This window comes from Dermatophilus congolensis, from assembly GCF_900447215.1.
Taxonomy (GTDB): domain Bacteria; phylum Actinomycetota; class Actinomycetes; order Actinomycetales; family Dermatophilaceae; genus Dermatophilus; species Dermatophilus congolensis_A.
Genome location: NZ_UFYA01000001.1, coordinates 1,276,503 through 1,291,140, shown reverse-complemented (window position 1 = coordinate 1,291,140; position 14,638 = coordinate 1,276,503). Strand labels below are relative to the sequence as shown.

The following is a 14,638-nucleotide window of genomic DNA, read 5'->3' as shown; positions in this document are numbered from 1 at the left end:
GCGAACCGGAACTACCCGGTCCGCACCCTCGCCGCTTTCCACCCTCACATCACGAAGCAGCCACAAGCACTGCCCCCGCAACCAACGCAACACTCAAAGAAATCTCCACTCCCGCACCAAGAACATCACCAGTCATCCCACCTAACCGCGCCCGCGCATGACGCAACAACAACAACACAGCCACCACTCCCACCCCGAACACAACCAGACCATGCCACCAACCGCCCCCACAAACATGAGTAACCAACGCACTACCAGCCGCAATCACCACCGACACAACCGCCAACGCCACCGGCGAAACAGAACCGGCCACAGTAGCCCCCAACCCCGAAGACGAAGCCGCCGGATACCCACGCCGACACCCCCACGCCAACGACGCCCGCGACACCACCACCGCCACCACAGACAAAACCAAACCCGCACCACTTTGCACCAAAGCAACAAGCGCACTGAACTGCACCAAAACACTCAAAACCACAGCAGCCACACCACTAGGGCCAATATCGCTGCGCTTCATCACATCAAGAGCCTTCGCGCGGTCATACGACGCCGACAGCCCATCAGCCGTATCAGCCAAACCATCCAGATGCACCCCCCGGCTCGAAACAGCAAGAACAGCAAGCAACAACGCAGCCACCACCGCAGGAGACACAGACAAAAAAGACCCCACCCACACCCCCAACCCCATCAACACAAGCAACGGCACAAGAACCACCGGAGCAATCAACATCGCTCCCGCAGCCACCCGAGCATCAATATTTCTCGGCGGCGGCACACGCCACGTCGTCAACGTCCCAAACGCCAAACACAACACATCACGCACCATCACGCACCCCTACGACCAAACCGCGCATTTCCCCACCCCATCGCCACATCATCGACCGTAGGAAACCCCGTCAAATCCACCACCCGACCAGCAACAACCAACGCCATCCGGTCCGCAACAGCAGACGCACACTGATTCACCTGACCAAGCGCATCTCGGAAAAGCCGTCCCGACATATGAGCCGGAACCACCCCAAAGCCCACCTCATTCGACACCAAAATCACATCGACCCCCGCACCACCGGTCAACTCCAACGCACTACCCAACCGCGCACACCCCTGCTCCACCACACCCATTGCCTGATCACGCTCATCCCACGCCCCCGCATCGTCAATAAGCCGAGTAGTCCACGTGCCCAAACAATCAACTAAAACAGCCCCGCGCCCACCTGCAGACTCACCGGCGACAGAGCTGATAACCCCCGGAACATCACCAGTCTCACGCGTCACCCAATGAGTCGGCCGGCGCAACTGATGCGCCCTCACCCGCTCCCGCCACTCAGCATCCTGCGGAGCCACTGGATCTGGAACCGGCCCAGGAGCCACATACGTGACCCGCTCATACGCCCCAGCCAGCCGCTCAGCCAAACGACTTTTCCCGCTACGAACACCGCCTAGAACCAGCATTACCGTCACGAAAAGTCACGCTCCCAGCGCTCAACGAAGGATCCTGACCCCGAGCCTACGACGCACCACCGCGCAGGTGGCGTGGGCGAGCGCACACGCCACCTATATACGGGCAAAATGTGTGTGTGAGTAGATCCGTAGCGGTTGGCCTATGCCTGGGGTACGTAGCAGACCGGATTCTGGGAGATCCTCCCCGACACCACCCCGTGGCATGGTTTGGGCAGCTAGCCACAACAACCGAAAAACACATATGGGCCAACAGTCGCAAGCACGGGATCCTCTACACATCATTACTGCTCACCGCAGTGACCGGAACTGCCCTGGTTATCAACTCCCAAACCCGTTCCCCCTGGCAACGCTGTTTACTCACCGCCGCTAGCACCTGGGTCGCTCTTGGGGGTAAATCGCTTGAAGCAGAAGGCGAAGCAATGGCCACTCGCCTGGACACAGCGGCCATCTCAGGGGACCTCACCGCGGCCCGGGAACGCCTTTCGCACCTGTGTAGTCGTGATGCAAGTGCCCTCACCGCCGATGAGCTCGCACGCGCAACAGTGGAATCACTGGCTGAAAACACATCGGATGCTGTCACTGGCGCAGTCTTTTGGGGGGCTGTAGCTGGCGTACCGGGCATAGTCCTGTATCGCGCAGCCAACACTCTCGATGCAATGGTCGGATACCGCAGCGACCGTTACGAGAAATTCGGGTGGGCCTCTGCACGCCTGGATGATCTGCTCAATTACCTCCCCGCTAGGGTTACCGCAGCGGTCACAGTCGCTATCGCTCCAGCCTTTGGTGGCTACGCGGCAGTGACCAGAGCTTGCCTGGCATGGCGGCATGACGCCCCTGCTCACCCCAGCCCCAACGCGGGCCCGGTTGAAGCCACCGCAGCCGGTGTATTGGGAGTTTCTCTAGGCGGCACCAACACGTATGCAGGTAGCCGGGAAACACGCGGCAAGCTTGGAACAGGGCCAGCTCCAGTCGTGGATGACGTACGCCGCGCCATCACCCTCACTCGCACGGTAGCTGCAACAGCTACCGCGGCCTGTGTAGCCCTTGCATGGGTGCTGCCTGGTCGACGCCGCATTACTACCCCCAGGAGCACGCTGTGACCGCTCATGGCCTTCTTGTTGCCGGAACGACCTCTGATGCAGGAAAAAGCCTGCTCGTGGCCGGGATGTGTCGCTATTTTTCGCGACAAGGAGTGCGTGTAGCTCCGTTTAAGTCCCAGAACATGTCCAACAACTCCATGGTCACACCCGACGGTGTAGAGATTGGTCGTGCGCAGTGGCTGCAAGCGTTGGCTGCTCGCGCCGTTCCAGAAGCGGCGATGAACCCGGTGCTATTGAAGCCGGGGACAGATCGAACGAGCCACGTTGTTCTTATGGGGCGGCCGCATGGACGCCTGGGGACGGGTGAGTGGGCCACGGGGCGTCGGGAGTTAGCTGCAGCGGCGTATGAAGCATGGGATGACCTTGCCTCTCGTTACGAGGTGGTCATTGCTGAGGGAGCTGGCAGCCCTGCTGAGGTGAATCTTCGGGCCGGTGATTACGTCAACTTCGGTTTGGCTGCAGAGAAGTCCCTTCCGGTGGTTGTTGTTGGGGATATTGATCGCGGTGGCGTTTTGGCTGCGATGTACGGCACCTGGGGGATTGTTGATGCTCAGGACAGGGCTCGGATTACTGGCTGGATAGTTAACAAGTTCCGTGGTGACGAGGCGCTGTTGCGTCCGGGATTGGACATCCTGCACGAGCGCACCGGTGTGCCGGTGTTGGGAGTGGTGCCGTGGCTGGCAGATGCGTGGCTAGATGGTGAGGATGCTTTGACCATAGGGGCATTCGAGCGATCCGGAGCAGGTGCCGATAAGGCATGCCAGGATCGGCTGACGGTTGCTGTGGTCGCGTTGTCCCGTATTTCGAACTCTACGGATGTGGATGCTTTCGCGGCGGAGCCAGGCGTCGATGTGACGGTGACGCGCGATCCGGATGTGCTGGCTCGGGCTGATCTGCTTGTCTTGCCCGGGTCGCGGTCCACGCTTGCTGATCTGTCGGGTTTGCGTGCTGATGGTTTGGATGAGGTGGTGGCGCAGCGGGCTCGTGTGGGGCGCCCGGTGCTGGGTATCTGTGGCGGGTATCAGATGCTTGCTGAGCGGGTCATTGATCAGGAGTGTGTGGAGGCGCCTAGTCCGGTGAACGTGGAGGGGTTGGGGCTTCTTCCGGTGCAGGTGGTGTTTACCGCGCAGAAGCATTTGGGAACTCCGCGTGGTGTGTGGCGTGGCGCTGAGGTTGGTGGGTACGAGATTCATCATGGAACGCCGGTTTTCACTGCTCCTGTGGATGAGGGGGATGGCGAGGCGTTTCTTGATGGGGTGCGTCGTGGTGGGGTGTTTGGGACGCATTGGCATGGTGCGTTTGAGAATGATGCGTTTCGGCGTGTGTTTTTGGCGGAGGTTTCTTCGCGGGTGGGTAAGGGGTGGGTGGCGTCTTCGTCGTTGGGTTTTGCTTCGCGTCGGGAGAGGATGCTTGATGCGGTGGCGGATGCGTTGACTGAACATCTTGTTCCCGGGTCACTGGAGCGTGTGCTTGGGTTGTGACCCGGGGTGTGGGTTTATAGGCCCAGTTCTAGTTCGCAAAAGGCGGTGATGGCTTCGCCTTCGCCGGTGATTTCGATGTCTGCTACGTGGGTGCGGCCGGTGGCGTAGAGGACGAGTTCGGAAGGTTCGCCGCGCAGTACGACTGTGCCGTTTTTGGTGGGGCGGTGGACGGCGCAGCGGCCGTGGGATGGTGTGACGAGAACGACGCCGGTGGGGGATTTGCGGAACATGAGTTGTCCGGCTTGTTTCAGGCGTGCCCATAGGGCGGTTTGTAAGTCGGCGTTGAGGGTGCGGGTGTGTTCGGGGGTCCAGTCGGGGGCGGCTCGTAGGACGTCTTCGTGGTGGACGTAGAACTCGACGAGGTTGATGGCGTCGTCCATGTGTGGCAGACGGGTAGGGGACCAGCCGCGGGGGCCTTCTTGGACCATGTTGATGAGTTGGGGCCAGGCTTTTTCGGCGTATTCGTCTTGTACGCGTTGGGTGTGTTCGGCGACGGCGCTGAGCAGGACGCCTATGGCTGCGTCGGGGCGTCTTTCGCGTAGCACTACGTGTGCCGCGAGGTCTTTGGTTCTCCAGCCTTCGCAGAGGGTGGGCGCTTGTGGGCCGACTCGCATGAGGGTAGATGCGAACTGTTGTCGTTCGATTTTCGCCAGTCCGGTCATGGGGTCATTTTGTCAGGGTGCGGTGGTTTTGGTGTTGGTGATGTTTATGTGGCGATGGCCCATCTGCCTTTTCCTTGTTTTTTTGCGTTGTACATGGCTGCGTCGGCTTGGGCGAGGAGTTGTTGGGGGGTGCAGGTGGTTTCTGGGGTGGCTAGGGCGATGCCGATGGAGAAGGTTGCGGTCCAGGTGATGCCGTCGCGTAGGGGCAGGGGGGAGGTGAAGTGGTTGAGGATGCGTTCGGCGACGCTTTGTGCGTCTGCGGGGGTGAGGTTGTCGGCGATGATGACGAATTCGTCGCCGCCGTATCGGCCGACGATGTCTTCGGGGCGGGTGACGGAGGAGAGGATCGCGGCGATGTGGCGGAGTAGTTGGTCGCCGGTGTCGTGTCCGTGTTGGTCGTTGACGGATTTGAATTCGTCGAGGTCGAGGAAGATGACGGCGGTGGTGTTGTGTCGTTTTGGGGTGGTGTCGAGCAGTTTGTGGTTGAGGGCTTCGAGGGTGGCTGCTCTGTTGGGCAGGCCGGTGAGTTGGTCGTGGGTGGCGCGGTATGTGCTGTCTTTGACGGCGGTGTTGAGGTGGCCGAAGGTAATCCAGAGTCGTAATGCGACTAGGGCCAGGAGGGTGATGACGAGGAAGGCGCGGGCGAGTGCGTCGATGGTGTTGGTGGCGGGGGTGGCTGCTGCTAGGGCGGTGGGGGAGAGCGTGAGGGGTAGGAGGGCGATGTGTGTGCGGGGGGCGTGTTGGGGTGGGGGTGTGTAGGTGAATAGGCGTGGGAAGGTGGGGTGGATGACTACGACTGCCACGCCGAAGACGGTGAAGGCTTGAAGTGAGTCGAGGATGGCTGGTGTGTCGGATGGGGCGATGAGTTCGTAGGTGGACAGGGTTGCGTCGAGTGCGGTGACGGCGGTGAGTGTGCCGATGAGCCACCAGAGGCTGGTGGGTATGTTGCGGCGTTGGATGGCTAGGTGGGTGCTGAGGCTGAGTAGGAGAGTGTCCATGGCTGGGTAGGTGGCCATGATGAGGGCGTGGGGGAGGTCTTCGCCGCCGTGTACGGCGCCGCTGGCTACGGTCCAGAAGGCAAGGAATGTGGCGACGGCTGTGGCGAGAGCGTCGGTGAGCGCGGTGGCGCGGTGGGTGTGTCCGGCTGGTCGGGGGAGTTTGATGAGGCCGATGGCGAGGGCGAGGTAGGCCAGGAGGAAGACGTATTCGCTAAGCCAGAGTGGTCCGATGATGGTGTTTGAGGTGGCGGGGATGAGTTCGAGGATGCCGTCGAGGGTGAGGAGGATTCCGGGTATTGAGGCTAGGGCGGCGGTTTTGGGTTTGAGTTTGTGGCAGTGGGGTCCGATGGTGATGGTGATGGCGAATAGGAGCCAGACCAGGTCGAGGATGAGTTCGTTGTTGCTGTTGATTGCGGTGATTGCAGCGAGGGTGAGTCCGCTCCAGAAGAGGATTTTTTGTCGCGATGCTGTGGGGGACGCGATGGGTTCCACGTCCTCTCCTTCGAGTGTGTGTGGACTGTGCGTGAGTGAGGGGATTGCTCACTTTTACCATCTTGGGGTTGTTCTGGCGTGGGAGGTTGGGGTTGTGGCGTTTTGGGTGGTGTGTCGGGGCGGCAGAATGGGGGCGTGAGTGACGAGCGATGCAGTCAGCAGGGTGTTGGTGGGATGTCGGTGAGTGTTCCGCAGGTGGGGTGGGGTGTGACGTGGCCTGAGTTGTCGACTTTTGAGGAGCTTGCTGCGCGGCGGCGGGTGATTCCGGTGGTGCGGCGGGTGCTTGCTGATGGTGAGACGCCGTTGGGGGTGTATCGCAAGCTTGCGGGGGATGCTGCGGGGACGTTTTTGCTGGAGTCTGCTGAGCAGGGGCAGTGGGATCGTTATTCGTTTGTGGGGGTGTCGAGTCGGGCCACGTTGACGGAGAAGGATGGTCAGGCTTTTTGGTTGGGGTCTGCTCCGGCGGGGTTGCCGGTGGGTGGTGATCCGTTGGAGGCGTTGCGGGAGTCGTTGGCGTTGTTGGCTTCGGACCCGTTGGTGGGGCTTCCGCCGATGACCTCTGCTTTTGTGGGGCATATTTCGTATGACGCGGTGCGGCGGTGGGAGTCCTCGGTTCCTGATGGCAATCCGGATGTGGTGCGGGTGCCGGAGTTGGCGATGAATTTGGTGGATGATCTGGCTGTTTTTGATCATTCGGATGGGTCGCTTCTGCTTGTTGCTAATGCCATTAATTGGGATGGCGGTGATGAGGGGGTGGCTGATGCGTATGCGGGTGCTGTGGCGCGGTTGGACCGTATGGTGGCTGGTTTATCGCGGCCTGCGCCTAGTTCGGTGGCGGTGTTTGATACTCCTGTGCCGGAGCCGGTTTCGGATCGCACGGCGGAGGAGTTCGTGGCGATGGTGGAGGCTGCGAAGGAGCATATTCGGGCTGGTGATGCGTTTCAGGTTGTGCCGAGTCATCGTTTTTCGATGTCGTGTGAGGCTGATGCGTTGGATGTGTATCGCGTGTTGAGGGCGAGTAATCCGAGTCCGTATATGTACATGTTTCGGTTTGAGCGTCCGGATGGCAGTCGGTATGACGTGGTGGGGTCTAGTCCGGAGGCGTTGGTTCGGGTGACGGGGAATCGGGTGATTACGCATCCGACTGCGGGGTCGCGTCCGCGGGGGGTGGCTCCTGTGCAGGATCAGCGTTTGGAGGAGGAGCTTTTAGCTGATCCGAAGGAGCGTGCTGAGCATGTGATGCTTGTGGATTTGGCGCGTAATGATCTGCAGCGTGTGTGTCGTGCGGGCACGGTTGATGTTGTGGAGTTCATGAGGGTGCGTCGGTATAGCCACGTTATGCACATTGAGTCGAGTGTGGAGGGGGTGTTGCAGCAGGGGAAGGGTGCGTATGACGCTTTGGTGGCTACTTTCCCGGCGGGGACGTTGTCGGGTGCCCCTAAGCCCAGTGCGATGCGGATTATTGATGAGCAGGAGGTGAGCCGTCGGGGGTTGTATGGCGGGGTTGTGGGGTATCTGGATGTGCATGGTGATGTGGATGTGGCGATTGCTATTCGTACGGCTTTGTTGAGTGGTGGGCAGGCGCATGTTCAGGCGGGGGCGGGGGTTGTTGCTGATTCGGTTCCTGAGTTGGAATATCAGGAGACGGTGAATAAGGCGATGGCTGTGTTGCGTGCGGTTGCTGCTGCTTCGACGATGGGGTGCCCGTGAGTGTGGAAGTGTCTGGTTCTAGTGGGGTTGTGTGGGCTCGTAAGAGTGTTGTTCTTACTGCGGGGTTAGTTGCGCATGCGGTGGTTGCTGTGGTGACGCAGGTGCCGTGGACTGTTGATGCAGGGGTGGGGCCTGCGGGTGCGGTGACGTTGACGGGGGCGCAGGTGGCTCCGGGTGTGTTGGCGATGGCGTTGGCGGGGTTAGCTGCTGGTGCCTTTGGTGCGTTTACACAGGGGGTGTGGGCGCGGTGTGCTGGTGGGTTGGTGTGTGCCACGGGAGCTGGAGTGGCGGTGTTGGCGGGGGTGGCTGTGGCTGGTGGGGCTGTGGCTGGTGTTGCTGGGTGGGTTGCTGTGGCTGGGGGAGTAGTTGCGTGTGTGGCAGGTGGGGTTGGTGCGTGTGTGGCAGGCAGGTGGGGTCGTGCGTCGTCGCGGTTTTCTTCGCCGGCTGGTGTTGATGCTGGTGGAGGTAGAGGTGGAGGTGATGCGGTCTCGGACTGGGATGCGTTGAGTCGGGGTGAGGATCCGACGGTGTGAGTGGATGCTGGCGTGGCGCGCCGGTCCTGGTGAGGGCGGTGCGGGGATATGGTTTCGGCTGTAACAATTGAGTGTGGTTGGGTGTTACGTGCTGTGGCGCGCTATCTGGTTGTTCTGGATAACGCATGACTGGTGGCGTGGCGCCGATTATGTAGTGGAAACCCAATATGCAGATTCGTGGGGCGTAGGGCCTCGCATTGTCAGGAGAGTGGAGATTTCCGATGAGTCATCAGGCCCCTGAGCCCGTCCAGCAGAGCACTCACGCTGAGCCTGGGCATGGCAACACTCCTGCGGCGTGGACAGGTACGGTGATTTTGCTCGTGGCGTCTGCTCTTATTTCTTTGGGCATGGTGTTGGGGCAGTCGTGGATGTGGATAGTTGGTGTTGTGGGTGTGGTGGCTGGTGTCGTGGTGTGGGCTGCGATGAACCGCATGGGTTTTAATCAGGAAAAACCGCACGGTCATTGATTTTTGGTGTTGGTGGGTGGCTCGTCGCCGGGCGGGTTTGGTGGCGGGCCGCTCGCTGAGACGATTCAGCGGGTTTTTCTGTGACGGCTACCCTGTCGAGGGTGGGTACCGTTCTTGACGAGATCATCGCAGGGGTCGTAGAGGACCTGTCTGAACGTAAGCGTGCTGTTTCGCTGGAGGAGCTCAAAGACGTTGCTGCTTCACGGGATTCAGCGTTGAACGCTGAGGCTGCGTTGCGTGGTGACGGTAATGGTGTCGCAGTGATCGCGGAGGTGAAGCGGTCAAGTCCGAGTAAGGGGGCGTTGGCAGCGATTGCTGATCCCGCTGCGTTGGCGGTGGAGTATGAGTCTGGTGGGGCCTCGATGGTCAGTGTTTTGACTGAGCAGCGACGTTTTGGCGGCAGTTTGGTCGATTTAGAGGCGGTGCGGGCCAGGGTTGATGTTCCGCTGCTGCGTAAAGATTTTGTGGTGGATCCGTATCAGTTGTGGGAGGCGCGGGCTTACGGCGCGGATGCGGTGTTGTTGATCGTGGCGGCTTTGGAGCAGGAGCAGCTGATCAGCTTAGTGGAGCGGACGCATTCGCTGGGGATGACGGCGTTGGTAGAGGTTCATGATGAGGCAGAGTGTGAGCGTGCGGTGATTGCTGGGGCCAGGGTGGTGGGGGTTAATAACCGTAATTTGAAAACGTTGAGGGTTGATCGGAGTACGTTTGCGCGGGTGGTTTCGGTGATTCCTTCTGGGGTTGTGAAAGTGGCTGAGTCTGGGGTGCGGGGGCCGTATGACGTGATGGATTTTGTTCGTGATGGAGCAGACGCGGTGTTGGTGGGGGAGTCACTGGTGACGGGGGGAGACCCACGTGGTGCGGTGCGTGACCTTGTCGCGGCCGGTGCGCATCCGTCTACGCAGGGAAAGATTGGTCGGTGAATCGCGTGTCTGTGCAGGGTGATGACGTTCCGGGGCGTTTTGGCGCTTATGGCGGTATGTATATGCCTGAGGCGCTGGTTGCGGCGCTGGATGAAGTCGACGTTCAATGGCGAAAAGCTCAGGAAGACCCGGAGTTTGTGGCCGAGTTGGAGCGTTTGCAGCGTGAGTATGTGGGCCGCCCGAGCGTTGTGACGGAGGTGGCGCGTTTTGCTGAGCATTGCGGCGGTGCGCGGGTGTTCCTTAAGCGTGAGGATTTGAATCACACGGGTTCGCACAAGATCAACAATGTGCTTGGGCAGGCGTTGTTGACCAAGCGAATGGGGAAGACTCGCATTCTCGCTGAGACAGGTGCTGGCCAGCATGGTGTTGCTACTGCTACGGCTGCAGCGCTGATGGGGCTGGAGTGCGTGGTGTATATGGGGGAGAAGGACACGCAGCGGCAGGCTCTGAATGTGGCGCGGATGCGGTTGCTTGGTGCCGAGGTGATCGCGGTTACGCATGGCAGCCGCACGCTTAAGGATGCGATTAATGAGGCGTTGCGCGACTGGGTTGCGCATGTGGACAGCACGCATTACGCCTTGGGCACGGTGACTGGGCCACACCCGTTCCCGGAGATGGTTCGAGATTTCCAGCGGATTATTGGGGTTGAGGCGCGGCAGCAGATTGTGGACAAGGTTGGGCGTCTGCCGGATGCGGTGTGTGCATGTGTAGGTGGCGGATCGAACGCGATGGGTGTTTTTCACGCTTTTGTCCCTGATGAGCAGGTGCGGTTGTACGGGTTCGAGGCTGGTGGCCGCGGTGTGGAGACGGGTAAGCATGCTGCGCGTTTTAGTGGTGGGGCCCCTGGTGTTTTGCATGGTGCGGCGACATATGTGTTGCAGGATCCTGACGGGCAAACGATTGATTCGTTTTCTGTTTCGGCGGGGTTGGATTACCCGAGCGTGGGGCCAGAGCATGCGTATCTGCATGATTCGGGTCGTGCCACATATGCGCCGATTACAGATGAGGAAGCGATGGAGGCGTTCAGGCTGTTGAGCCGGACTGAGGGCATCATCCCAGCTATTGAGAGTTCTCATGCGTTAGCTGGCGCCATGAAGGTGGGGCGTGAGTTGGGCTCGGAGGCAGTGATTCTGGTCAATCTGTCGGGGCGTGGCGATAAAGATGTGGATACGGCTGCGAGTTGGTTCGGCATGCTCCCGGATTCTGGTGCAGGTGGCAGTGAAGGCGTTGCGGGGCAGGGGGATCGCTGATGAGTGTGGCTGAATCGGGGCAGGCGCGTTTGGACAATGTTTTTGCGCGGACGTCTCAAGAGGGTCGGGCTGCTCTTGTGGCGTATTTCCCGGTGGGGTATCCGAAGGTGGAGGACTCTTTAGATGTGTTCACCACCTTGGTGGATAACGGCGCCGACGTCGTTGAGGTGGGGCTTCCGTACAGTGATCCGGTGCTTGATGGTCCAGTGATTCAGCTGGCTGGGGACATAGCCAGGGAGAATGGGGTACGGACCCGCGATGCGTTCACTGCGGTGCGTACGGTTGTTGCTGCCGGTGGCACTGCGGTGGTTATGACGTACTGGAACCTTGTTCTCCACTACGGGGTGGAGCAGTTCGCTGCCGATTTGGCTGAGGCTGGCGGCAGTGGGTTGATCATCCCTGATTTAACTCCAGATGAGGCCGGTGCTTGGTTGGCTGCTGCTGACAAGTATGGGTTGGCTCCTATTTTTCTCGTGGCTCCTTCGAGTACGCCGCAGCGATTGGCGATGACGACGGGGCATTGCCGTGGATTTGTGTATGTGGCTTCGACGATGGGTGTGACAGGGGTTCGCTCCAGCGTGGGTGATCCAGCGCGTGAGCTTGTGCAGCGCGCTCGTGCAGTTACGCACGCCCCGTTGGCGGTGGGCTTGGGGGTCTCTAACCGTGAGCAGGCGGCTGAGATCGCTGGCTATGCTGATGGAGTAATTGTGGGGTCGGCGTTGGTGAAATGTGTCGATGCGCAGCAACCTCTCGCCCAGAGCTTGCCTGCGCTGGCTGAGCTGACTCGTCAGCTTTGTGCTGGTGTGCGTGAAGGACGCTGAATATCCCGTGACAGCTGTCACGGGAATTGTTGGGGGAGCGTTGGTCGTTTCTTTCTCGGAGCGCGCCGGCGCGTGTGAAAGTAACGATCAGGAGTGGCAGTGAACGACCCTGCAGTGGATGAACAAACGCGGTTAAGTCGACAAGAAAATTCTGGTGATGCCACCGCTGGCGACCGGTTGGCTCGGTACTCGCCGTGGATTGGCTTGGTGGCTCGGTTCGTGCTGGGTGGGGCGTTTTTGCTGGCCGGGTTCTCGAAGATTTTTACCCCTTTAACCTCGGCTCGGTCGGTGCAGGCGTATCAGATCTTCCCCTTTGAGGTGGCTGCTGTCATCGGGTACGCCTTGCCGGTGGTGGAGATTGCATTGGGGTTGCTGATTGTGTCCGGTTTGTTCACGCGGTGGACTGCTTTGTTGGGCACGGTCATCATGGTGATTTTCATCATTGGGATCGCCTCGGCGTGGGCGCGCGGGTTGACGATTGACTGTGGCTGTTTCGGTGATGGCGGGTTTGTAGAGCCGGGGAAAACGAAATACCCGCAAGATATTGCCCGGGACGTGGTTTTTGTTGCCGCTGGCGCCTGGCTGTTGTGGCGCCCGGTCACAGCTCTTTCTCTTGATGCGTGGTTGTCGCGGCGCGCAGGTTGAAAGTTTGACTGATTGGGTACGTCGCTGGGAATCTCTAGCTTCGTTTCGTAGTTCAATCATTACTTCGTAGTTGAATCAGTACGGGGCGACCGCTACGCCGTCATATCGGACGGGTGCTGGCGAGGCGCGCTGCGCTCCGCTACTCCCACACGCAGGAGAACCAAACACATGGCTTCAAAGCAGCCTTCCTCGAGCCGGGCAGAGAAAATCGCCGCGGCCGCACCGAAGAAGTCAAAAGCGACGCCGGTGATCGCTGCCGTGATCGTGGTTGCGGTGGTCGCTGGAGTGGCTTGGGCGATTTTCGCAGGGATGCAATCGAATTCGAGCGATTCTTCAGCTTCTTATCCGATCCCTAAGGGCATAGAAGGGCCTGCTGGTGGAGTCGTAGTTAACGCAGACAAGGCCAACCCGAAGGCTCCGACTCTGGACATTTACGAAGACCCGCAGTGCCCGGCATGTGCTTTCGCGGAGAAGGCTTTGGGTCCGGCTGTGGCGCAGATTCGTGACGCAGGGTCGGCAAAAGTCACCTATCACGTAAAAACATTCTTGGACGACAATCTTCGCAACGATTCGTCGAAACGGGCAGGTAATGCCCTCATGTGCTCCGTCGATGCTGGCAAGTTCGTTCAGTATCACGACACCCTCTTCGCAGAGAAGAACCGTCCTGTAGAAGAAGGACAGGGTTGGACTGATGCTCAGCTGCAGCAGTACGCCACCGACTCGGGAATTAGCGGAAACGAGTTGCAAACGTGGAAGAGCTGCTTCTCTGATGATCGCTACGGCAAGTACCTCAAAGCGGTCGAAGAACGCACCAGCCGTGATGACAAGATTGCAGGGACGCCCACCTACCGTCTGAACGGTAAAGACTTCGAGCTTAAACAAACAACGACGGGTGAAGACCTCATCAACGCGGTGACCGCCGCTGGCGGCAAACCTGCCGGAACGAAGCCGACCAACTGATCCACCGCGCGCCGTTCTTGGCCATCGTGGTGAAAGCAGCAGAATTGCCCAGGCGGGTACAGGACACCCTGTACCCGCCTGGGCTTATCCGGTAGGTTCGCCACACCCCACCGACGACCATCCCCGCTGCGGGGAGAATACTGAACAATCCAGGAGTTCCTCGTGCTGATGAGTATCCCGAGTCCAGAACAGGCCGTGTGGTTTCTAGGCCCGGTGCCTATCCGGGCCTACGCGCTGTGCATTCTGCTGGGTGTAGTGATCGCGGCCTGGTGGACATCGAAACGACTCGCTGCGCGCGGTGAAGACTCAGATGCGATGTGGGACATCACGATGTGGGCCGTAGTGTTCGGCATCATCGGTGGCCGCATCTACCACGTGTTCTCTACGCCTGCTCCGTACTGGGGTCCCAACGGCAATCCTTGGAATGCTTTCAAGGTATGGGAAGGCGGACTCGGGATTTGGGGTGCAGTCGCCTTAGGGGCTGTGGGTGTGTGGCTTGGCTGCCGCCAGACAAAGGTGTCGTTCCTCGCCGTGGCCGAGAGCGTTGCTCCTGCGCTCCCCCTGGCTCAAGCCATTGGTCGCTTCGGTAACTGGTTTAACAATGAACTGTATGGAGCTGCCACGGATCTTCCGTGGGGTTTGCAGATTCATGCCTGGGATTTCGCTGCAGGTCGGGCACAGGTTGGGCCAGATGGTCACGCAGTGATTGTGGGGACGTTCCATCCCACGTTCCTCTACGAGGCGTTGTGGTGTGCGGCGCTTTCGCTTGTGCTGGTGGGGATTGAGAAGGCTCGCCGGGGGAGGGGGGGCCCGGGGCAGCTGTTCGCGGCGTACATCATGGGGTATACGTTGGGGCGAGTCTGGATCGAGTATTTACGTATTGACACAGCCGAGATTGTTTTTGGGCTGCGCCTCAACGTATGGACGTCGATCATTGTGTTCGTATTCGGCGCGGTGTTGTGGTGGATGCTGGGGCGCCGCCATCGCACCACCAGCCAGACTGACAACAGCGGGAAGGAAATTTCTTCAGAGGAAAAACCTGCGCAGTGATGTCCGACGTGTGAGCGGTGTTTCTCCCACAAAACTCCCATGTTTCGGTCTCGTTAATCATCGCTCCGGTGGGCGAGATACGGCA

15 protein-coding genes are annotated in these 14,638 nt (G+C 59.9%); 11 read left to right on the top strand and 4 right to left on the bottom strand.

Annotated features, from left to right (window positions below; all coding sequences use genetic code 11):
- Window positions 1–49: 49 nt before the first annotated feature.
- Window positions 50–826: an adenosylcobinamide-GDP ribazoletransferase gene (locus DXZ77_RS05515; RefSeq protein ID WP_181816041.1), complete on the bottom strand. Its 777-nt coding sequence runs from the start codon at window positions 824–826 to the stop codon at window positions 50–52.
- Entirely contained in the window at window positions 826–1,452 is a 627-nt protein-coding gene (locus DXZ77_RS05510; RefSeq protein WP_115030571.1) for a bifunctional adenosylcobinamide kinase/adenosylcobinamide-phosphate guanylyltransferase, read from the bottom strand. The genes DXZ77_RS05515 and DXZ77_RS05510 overlap by 1 nt, the downstream gene beginning before the upstream one ends.
- Before the next feature lie 125 nt (window positions 1,453–1,577).
- Here DXZ77_RS05510 and DXZ77_RS05505 point away from each other — a divergent pair, with 125 nt between their 5' ends.
- Together DXZ77_RS05505 and DXZ77_RS05500 are read left to right on the top strand one after the other, a co-directional pair.
- Window positions 1,578–2,561, top strand: coding sequence for a cobalamin biosynthesis protein (locus tag DXZ77_RS05505; protein ID WP_220181597.1), 984 nt, complete (start codon window positions 1,578–1,580; stop codon window positions 2,559–2,561).
- Window positions 2,558–4,042 carry a cobyric acid synthase gene (locus tag DXZ77_RS05500; RefSeq protein ID WP_258553156.1) on the top strand — a complete coding sequence of 495 codons (1,485 nt, stop codon included), beginning with the start codon at window positions 2,558–2,560 and terminating at the stop codon, window positions 4,040–4,042. The genes DXZ77_RS05505 and DXZ77_RS05500 overlap by 4 nt, the downstream gene beginning before the upstream one ends.
- 14 nt (window positions 4,043–4,056) lie before the next feature.
- Here DXZ77_RS05500 and DXZ77_RS05495 read toward each other — a convergent pair whose 3' ends face one another.
- Window positions 4,057–4,704, bottom strand: coding sequence for a TIGR03085 family metal-binding protein (locus DXZ77_RS05495; RefSeq protein ID WP_115030565.1), 648 nt, complete (start codon window positions 4,702–4,704; stop codon window positions 4,057–4,059).
- Between the two features lie 44 nt (window positions 4,705–4,748).
- Window positions 4,749–6,194, bottom strand: a complete 1,446-nt coding sequence (locus tag DXZ77_RS05490; protein WP_115030563.1) for a GGDEF domain-containing protein — start codon at window positions 6,192–6,194, stop codon at window positions 4,749–4,751.
- A gap of 174 nt (window positions 6,195–6,368) precedes the next feature.
- On the opposite strand from DXZ77_RS05490, the gene DXZ77_RS05485 reads away from it, so the two are divergent.
- The 9 genes from DXZ77_RS05485 (at window position 6,369) to lgt (ending at window position 14,553) form a co-directional block, all read left to right on the top strand.
- Window positions 6,369–7,904, top strand: a complete 1,536-nt coding sequence (locus DXZ77_RS05485) for an anthranilate synthase component I (protein ID WP_115030561.1) — start codon at window positions 6,369–6,371, stop codon at window positions 7,902–7,904.
- Entirely contained in the window at window positions 7,901–8,437 is a 537-nt protein-coding gene (locus DXZ77_RS05480) for a Trp biosynthesis-associated membrane protein (RefSeq protein WP_181816040.1), read from the top strand. The genes DXZ77_RS05485 and DXZ77_RS05480 overlap by 4 nt, the downstream gene beginning before the upstream one ends.
- Before the next feature lie 221 nt (window positions 8,438–8,658).
- The gene (locus DXZ77_RS11730; RefSeq protein ID WP_147279201.1) at window positions 8,659–8,904 is read left to right on the top strand and encodes an HGxxPAAW family protein; all 246 of its coding nucleotides are present in this window, start codon (window positions 8,659–8,661) and stop codon (window positions 8,902–8,904) included.
- A gap of 101 nt (window positions 8,905–9,005) precedes the next feature.
- A complete protein-coding gene (trpC, locus tag DXZ77_RS05475; protein ID WP_115032623.1) occupies window positions 9,006–9,827 on the top strand; it encodes an indole-3-glycerol phosphate synthase TrpC in 822 nt (273 codons plus the stop codon).
- Window positions 9,824–11,077, top strand: a complete 1,254-nt coding sequence (trpB, locus tag DXZ77_RS05470; RefSeq protein WP_258553155.1) for a tryptophan synthase subunit beta — start codon at window positions 9,824–9,826, stop codon at window positions 11,075–11,077. The genes trpC and trpB overlap by 4 nt, the downstream gene beginning before the upstream one ends.
- Complete coding sequence (gene trpA / locus DXZ77_RS05465; protein WP_115030557.1) at window positions 11,077–11,898, top strand: tryptophan synthase subunit alpha; 822 nt, start codon at window positions 11,077–11,079, stop codon at window positions 11,896–11,898. Before trpB ends, trpA begins: the two co-directional genes overlap by 1 nt.
- A gap of 99 nt (window positions 11,899–11,997) precedes the next feature.
- The gene (locus DXZ77_RS05460; RefSeq protein WP_258553154.1) at window positions 11,998–12,543 is read left to right on the top strand and encodes a DoxX family protein; all 546 of its coding nucleotides are present in this window, start codon (window positions 11,998–12,000) and stop codon (window positions 12,541–12,543) included.
- Between the two features lie 168 nt (window positions 12,544–12,711).
- A complete protein-coding gene (locus DXZ77_RS05455) occupies window positions 12,712–13,503 on the top strand; it encodes a DsbA family protein (RefSeq protein ID WP_115030555.1) in 792 nt (263 codons plus the stop codon).
- Between the two features lie 168 nt (window positions 13,504–13,671).
- Window positions 13,672–14,553, top strand: coding sequence for a prolipoprotein diacylglyceryl transferase (lgt, locus tag DXZ77_RS05450; protein WP_115032617.1), 882 nt, complete (start codon window positions 13,672–13,674; stop codon window positions 14,551–14,553).
- Window positions 14,554–14,638: the final 85 nt, after the last annotated feature.

Excerpts from the sequence above, each read along its gene's own strand:
- DXZ77_RS05495 (WP_115030565.1), bottom strand. The coding sequence starts at position 4,704 with ATGACCGGACTGGCGAAAATCGAACGACAACAGTTCGCATCTACCCTC.
- DXZ77_RS11730 (WP_147279201.1), top strand. The coding sequence starts at position 8,659 with ATGAGTCATCAGGCCCCTGAGCCCGTCCAGCAGAGCACTCACGCTGAG.
- DXZ77_RS05510 (WP_115030571.1), bottom strand. The coding sequence starts at position 1,452 with ATGCTGGTTCTAGGCGGTGTTCGTAGCGGGAAAAGTCGTTTGGCTGAG.
- DXZ77_RS05485 (WP_115030561.1), top strand. The coding sequence starts at position 6,369 with ATGTCGGTGAGTGTTCCGCAGGTGGGGTGGGGTGTGACGTGGCCTGAG.
- DXZ77_RS05455 (WP_115030555.1), top strand. The coding sequence starts at position 12,712 with ATGGCTTCAAAGCAGCCTTCCTCGAGCCGGGCAGAGAAAATCGCCGCG.
- trpA (WP_115030557.1), top strand. The coding sequence starts at position 11,077 with ATGAGTGTGGCTGAATCGGGGCAGGCGCGTTTGGACAATGTTTTTGCG.
- lgt (WP_115032617.1), top strand. The coding sequence starts at position 13,672 with ATGAGTATCCCGAGTCCAGAACAGGCCGTGTGGTTTCTAGGCCCGGTG.
- DXZ77_RS05515 (WP_181816041.1), bottom strand. The coding sequence starts at position 826 with ATGGTGCGTGATGTGTTGTGTTTGGCGTTTGGGACGTTGACGACGTGG.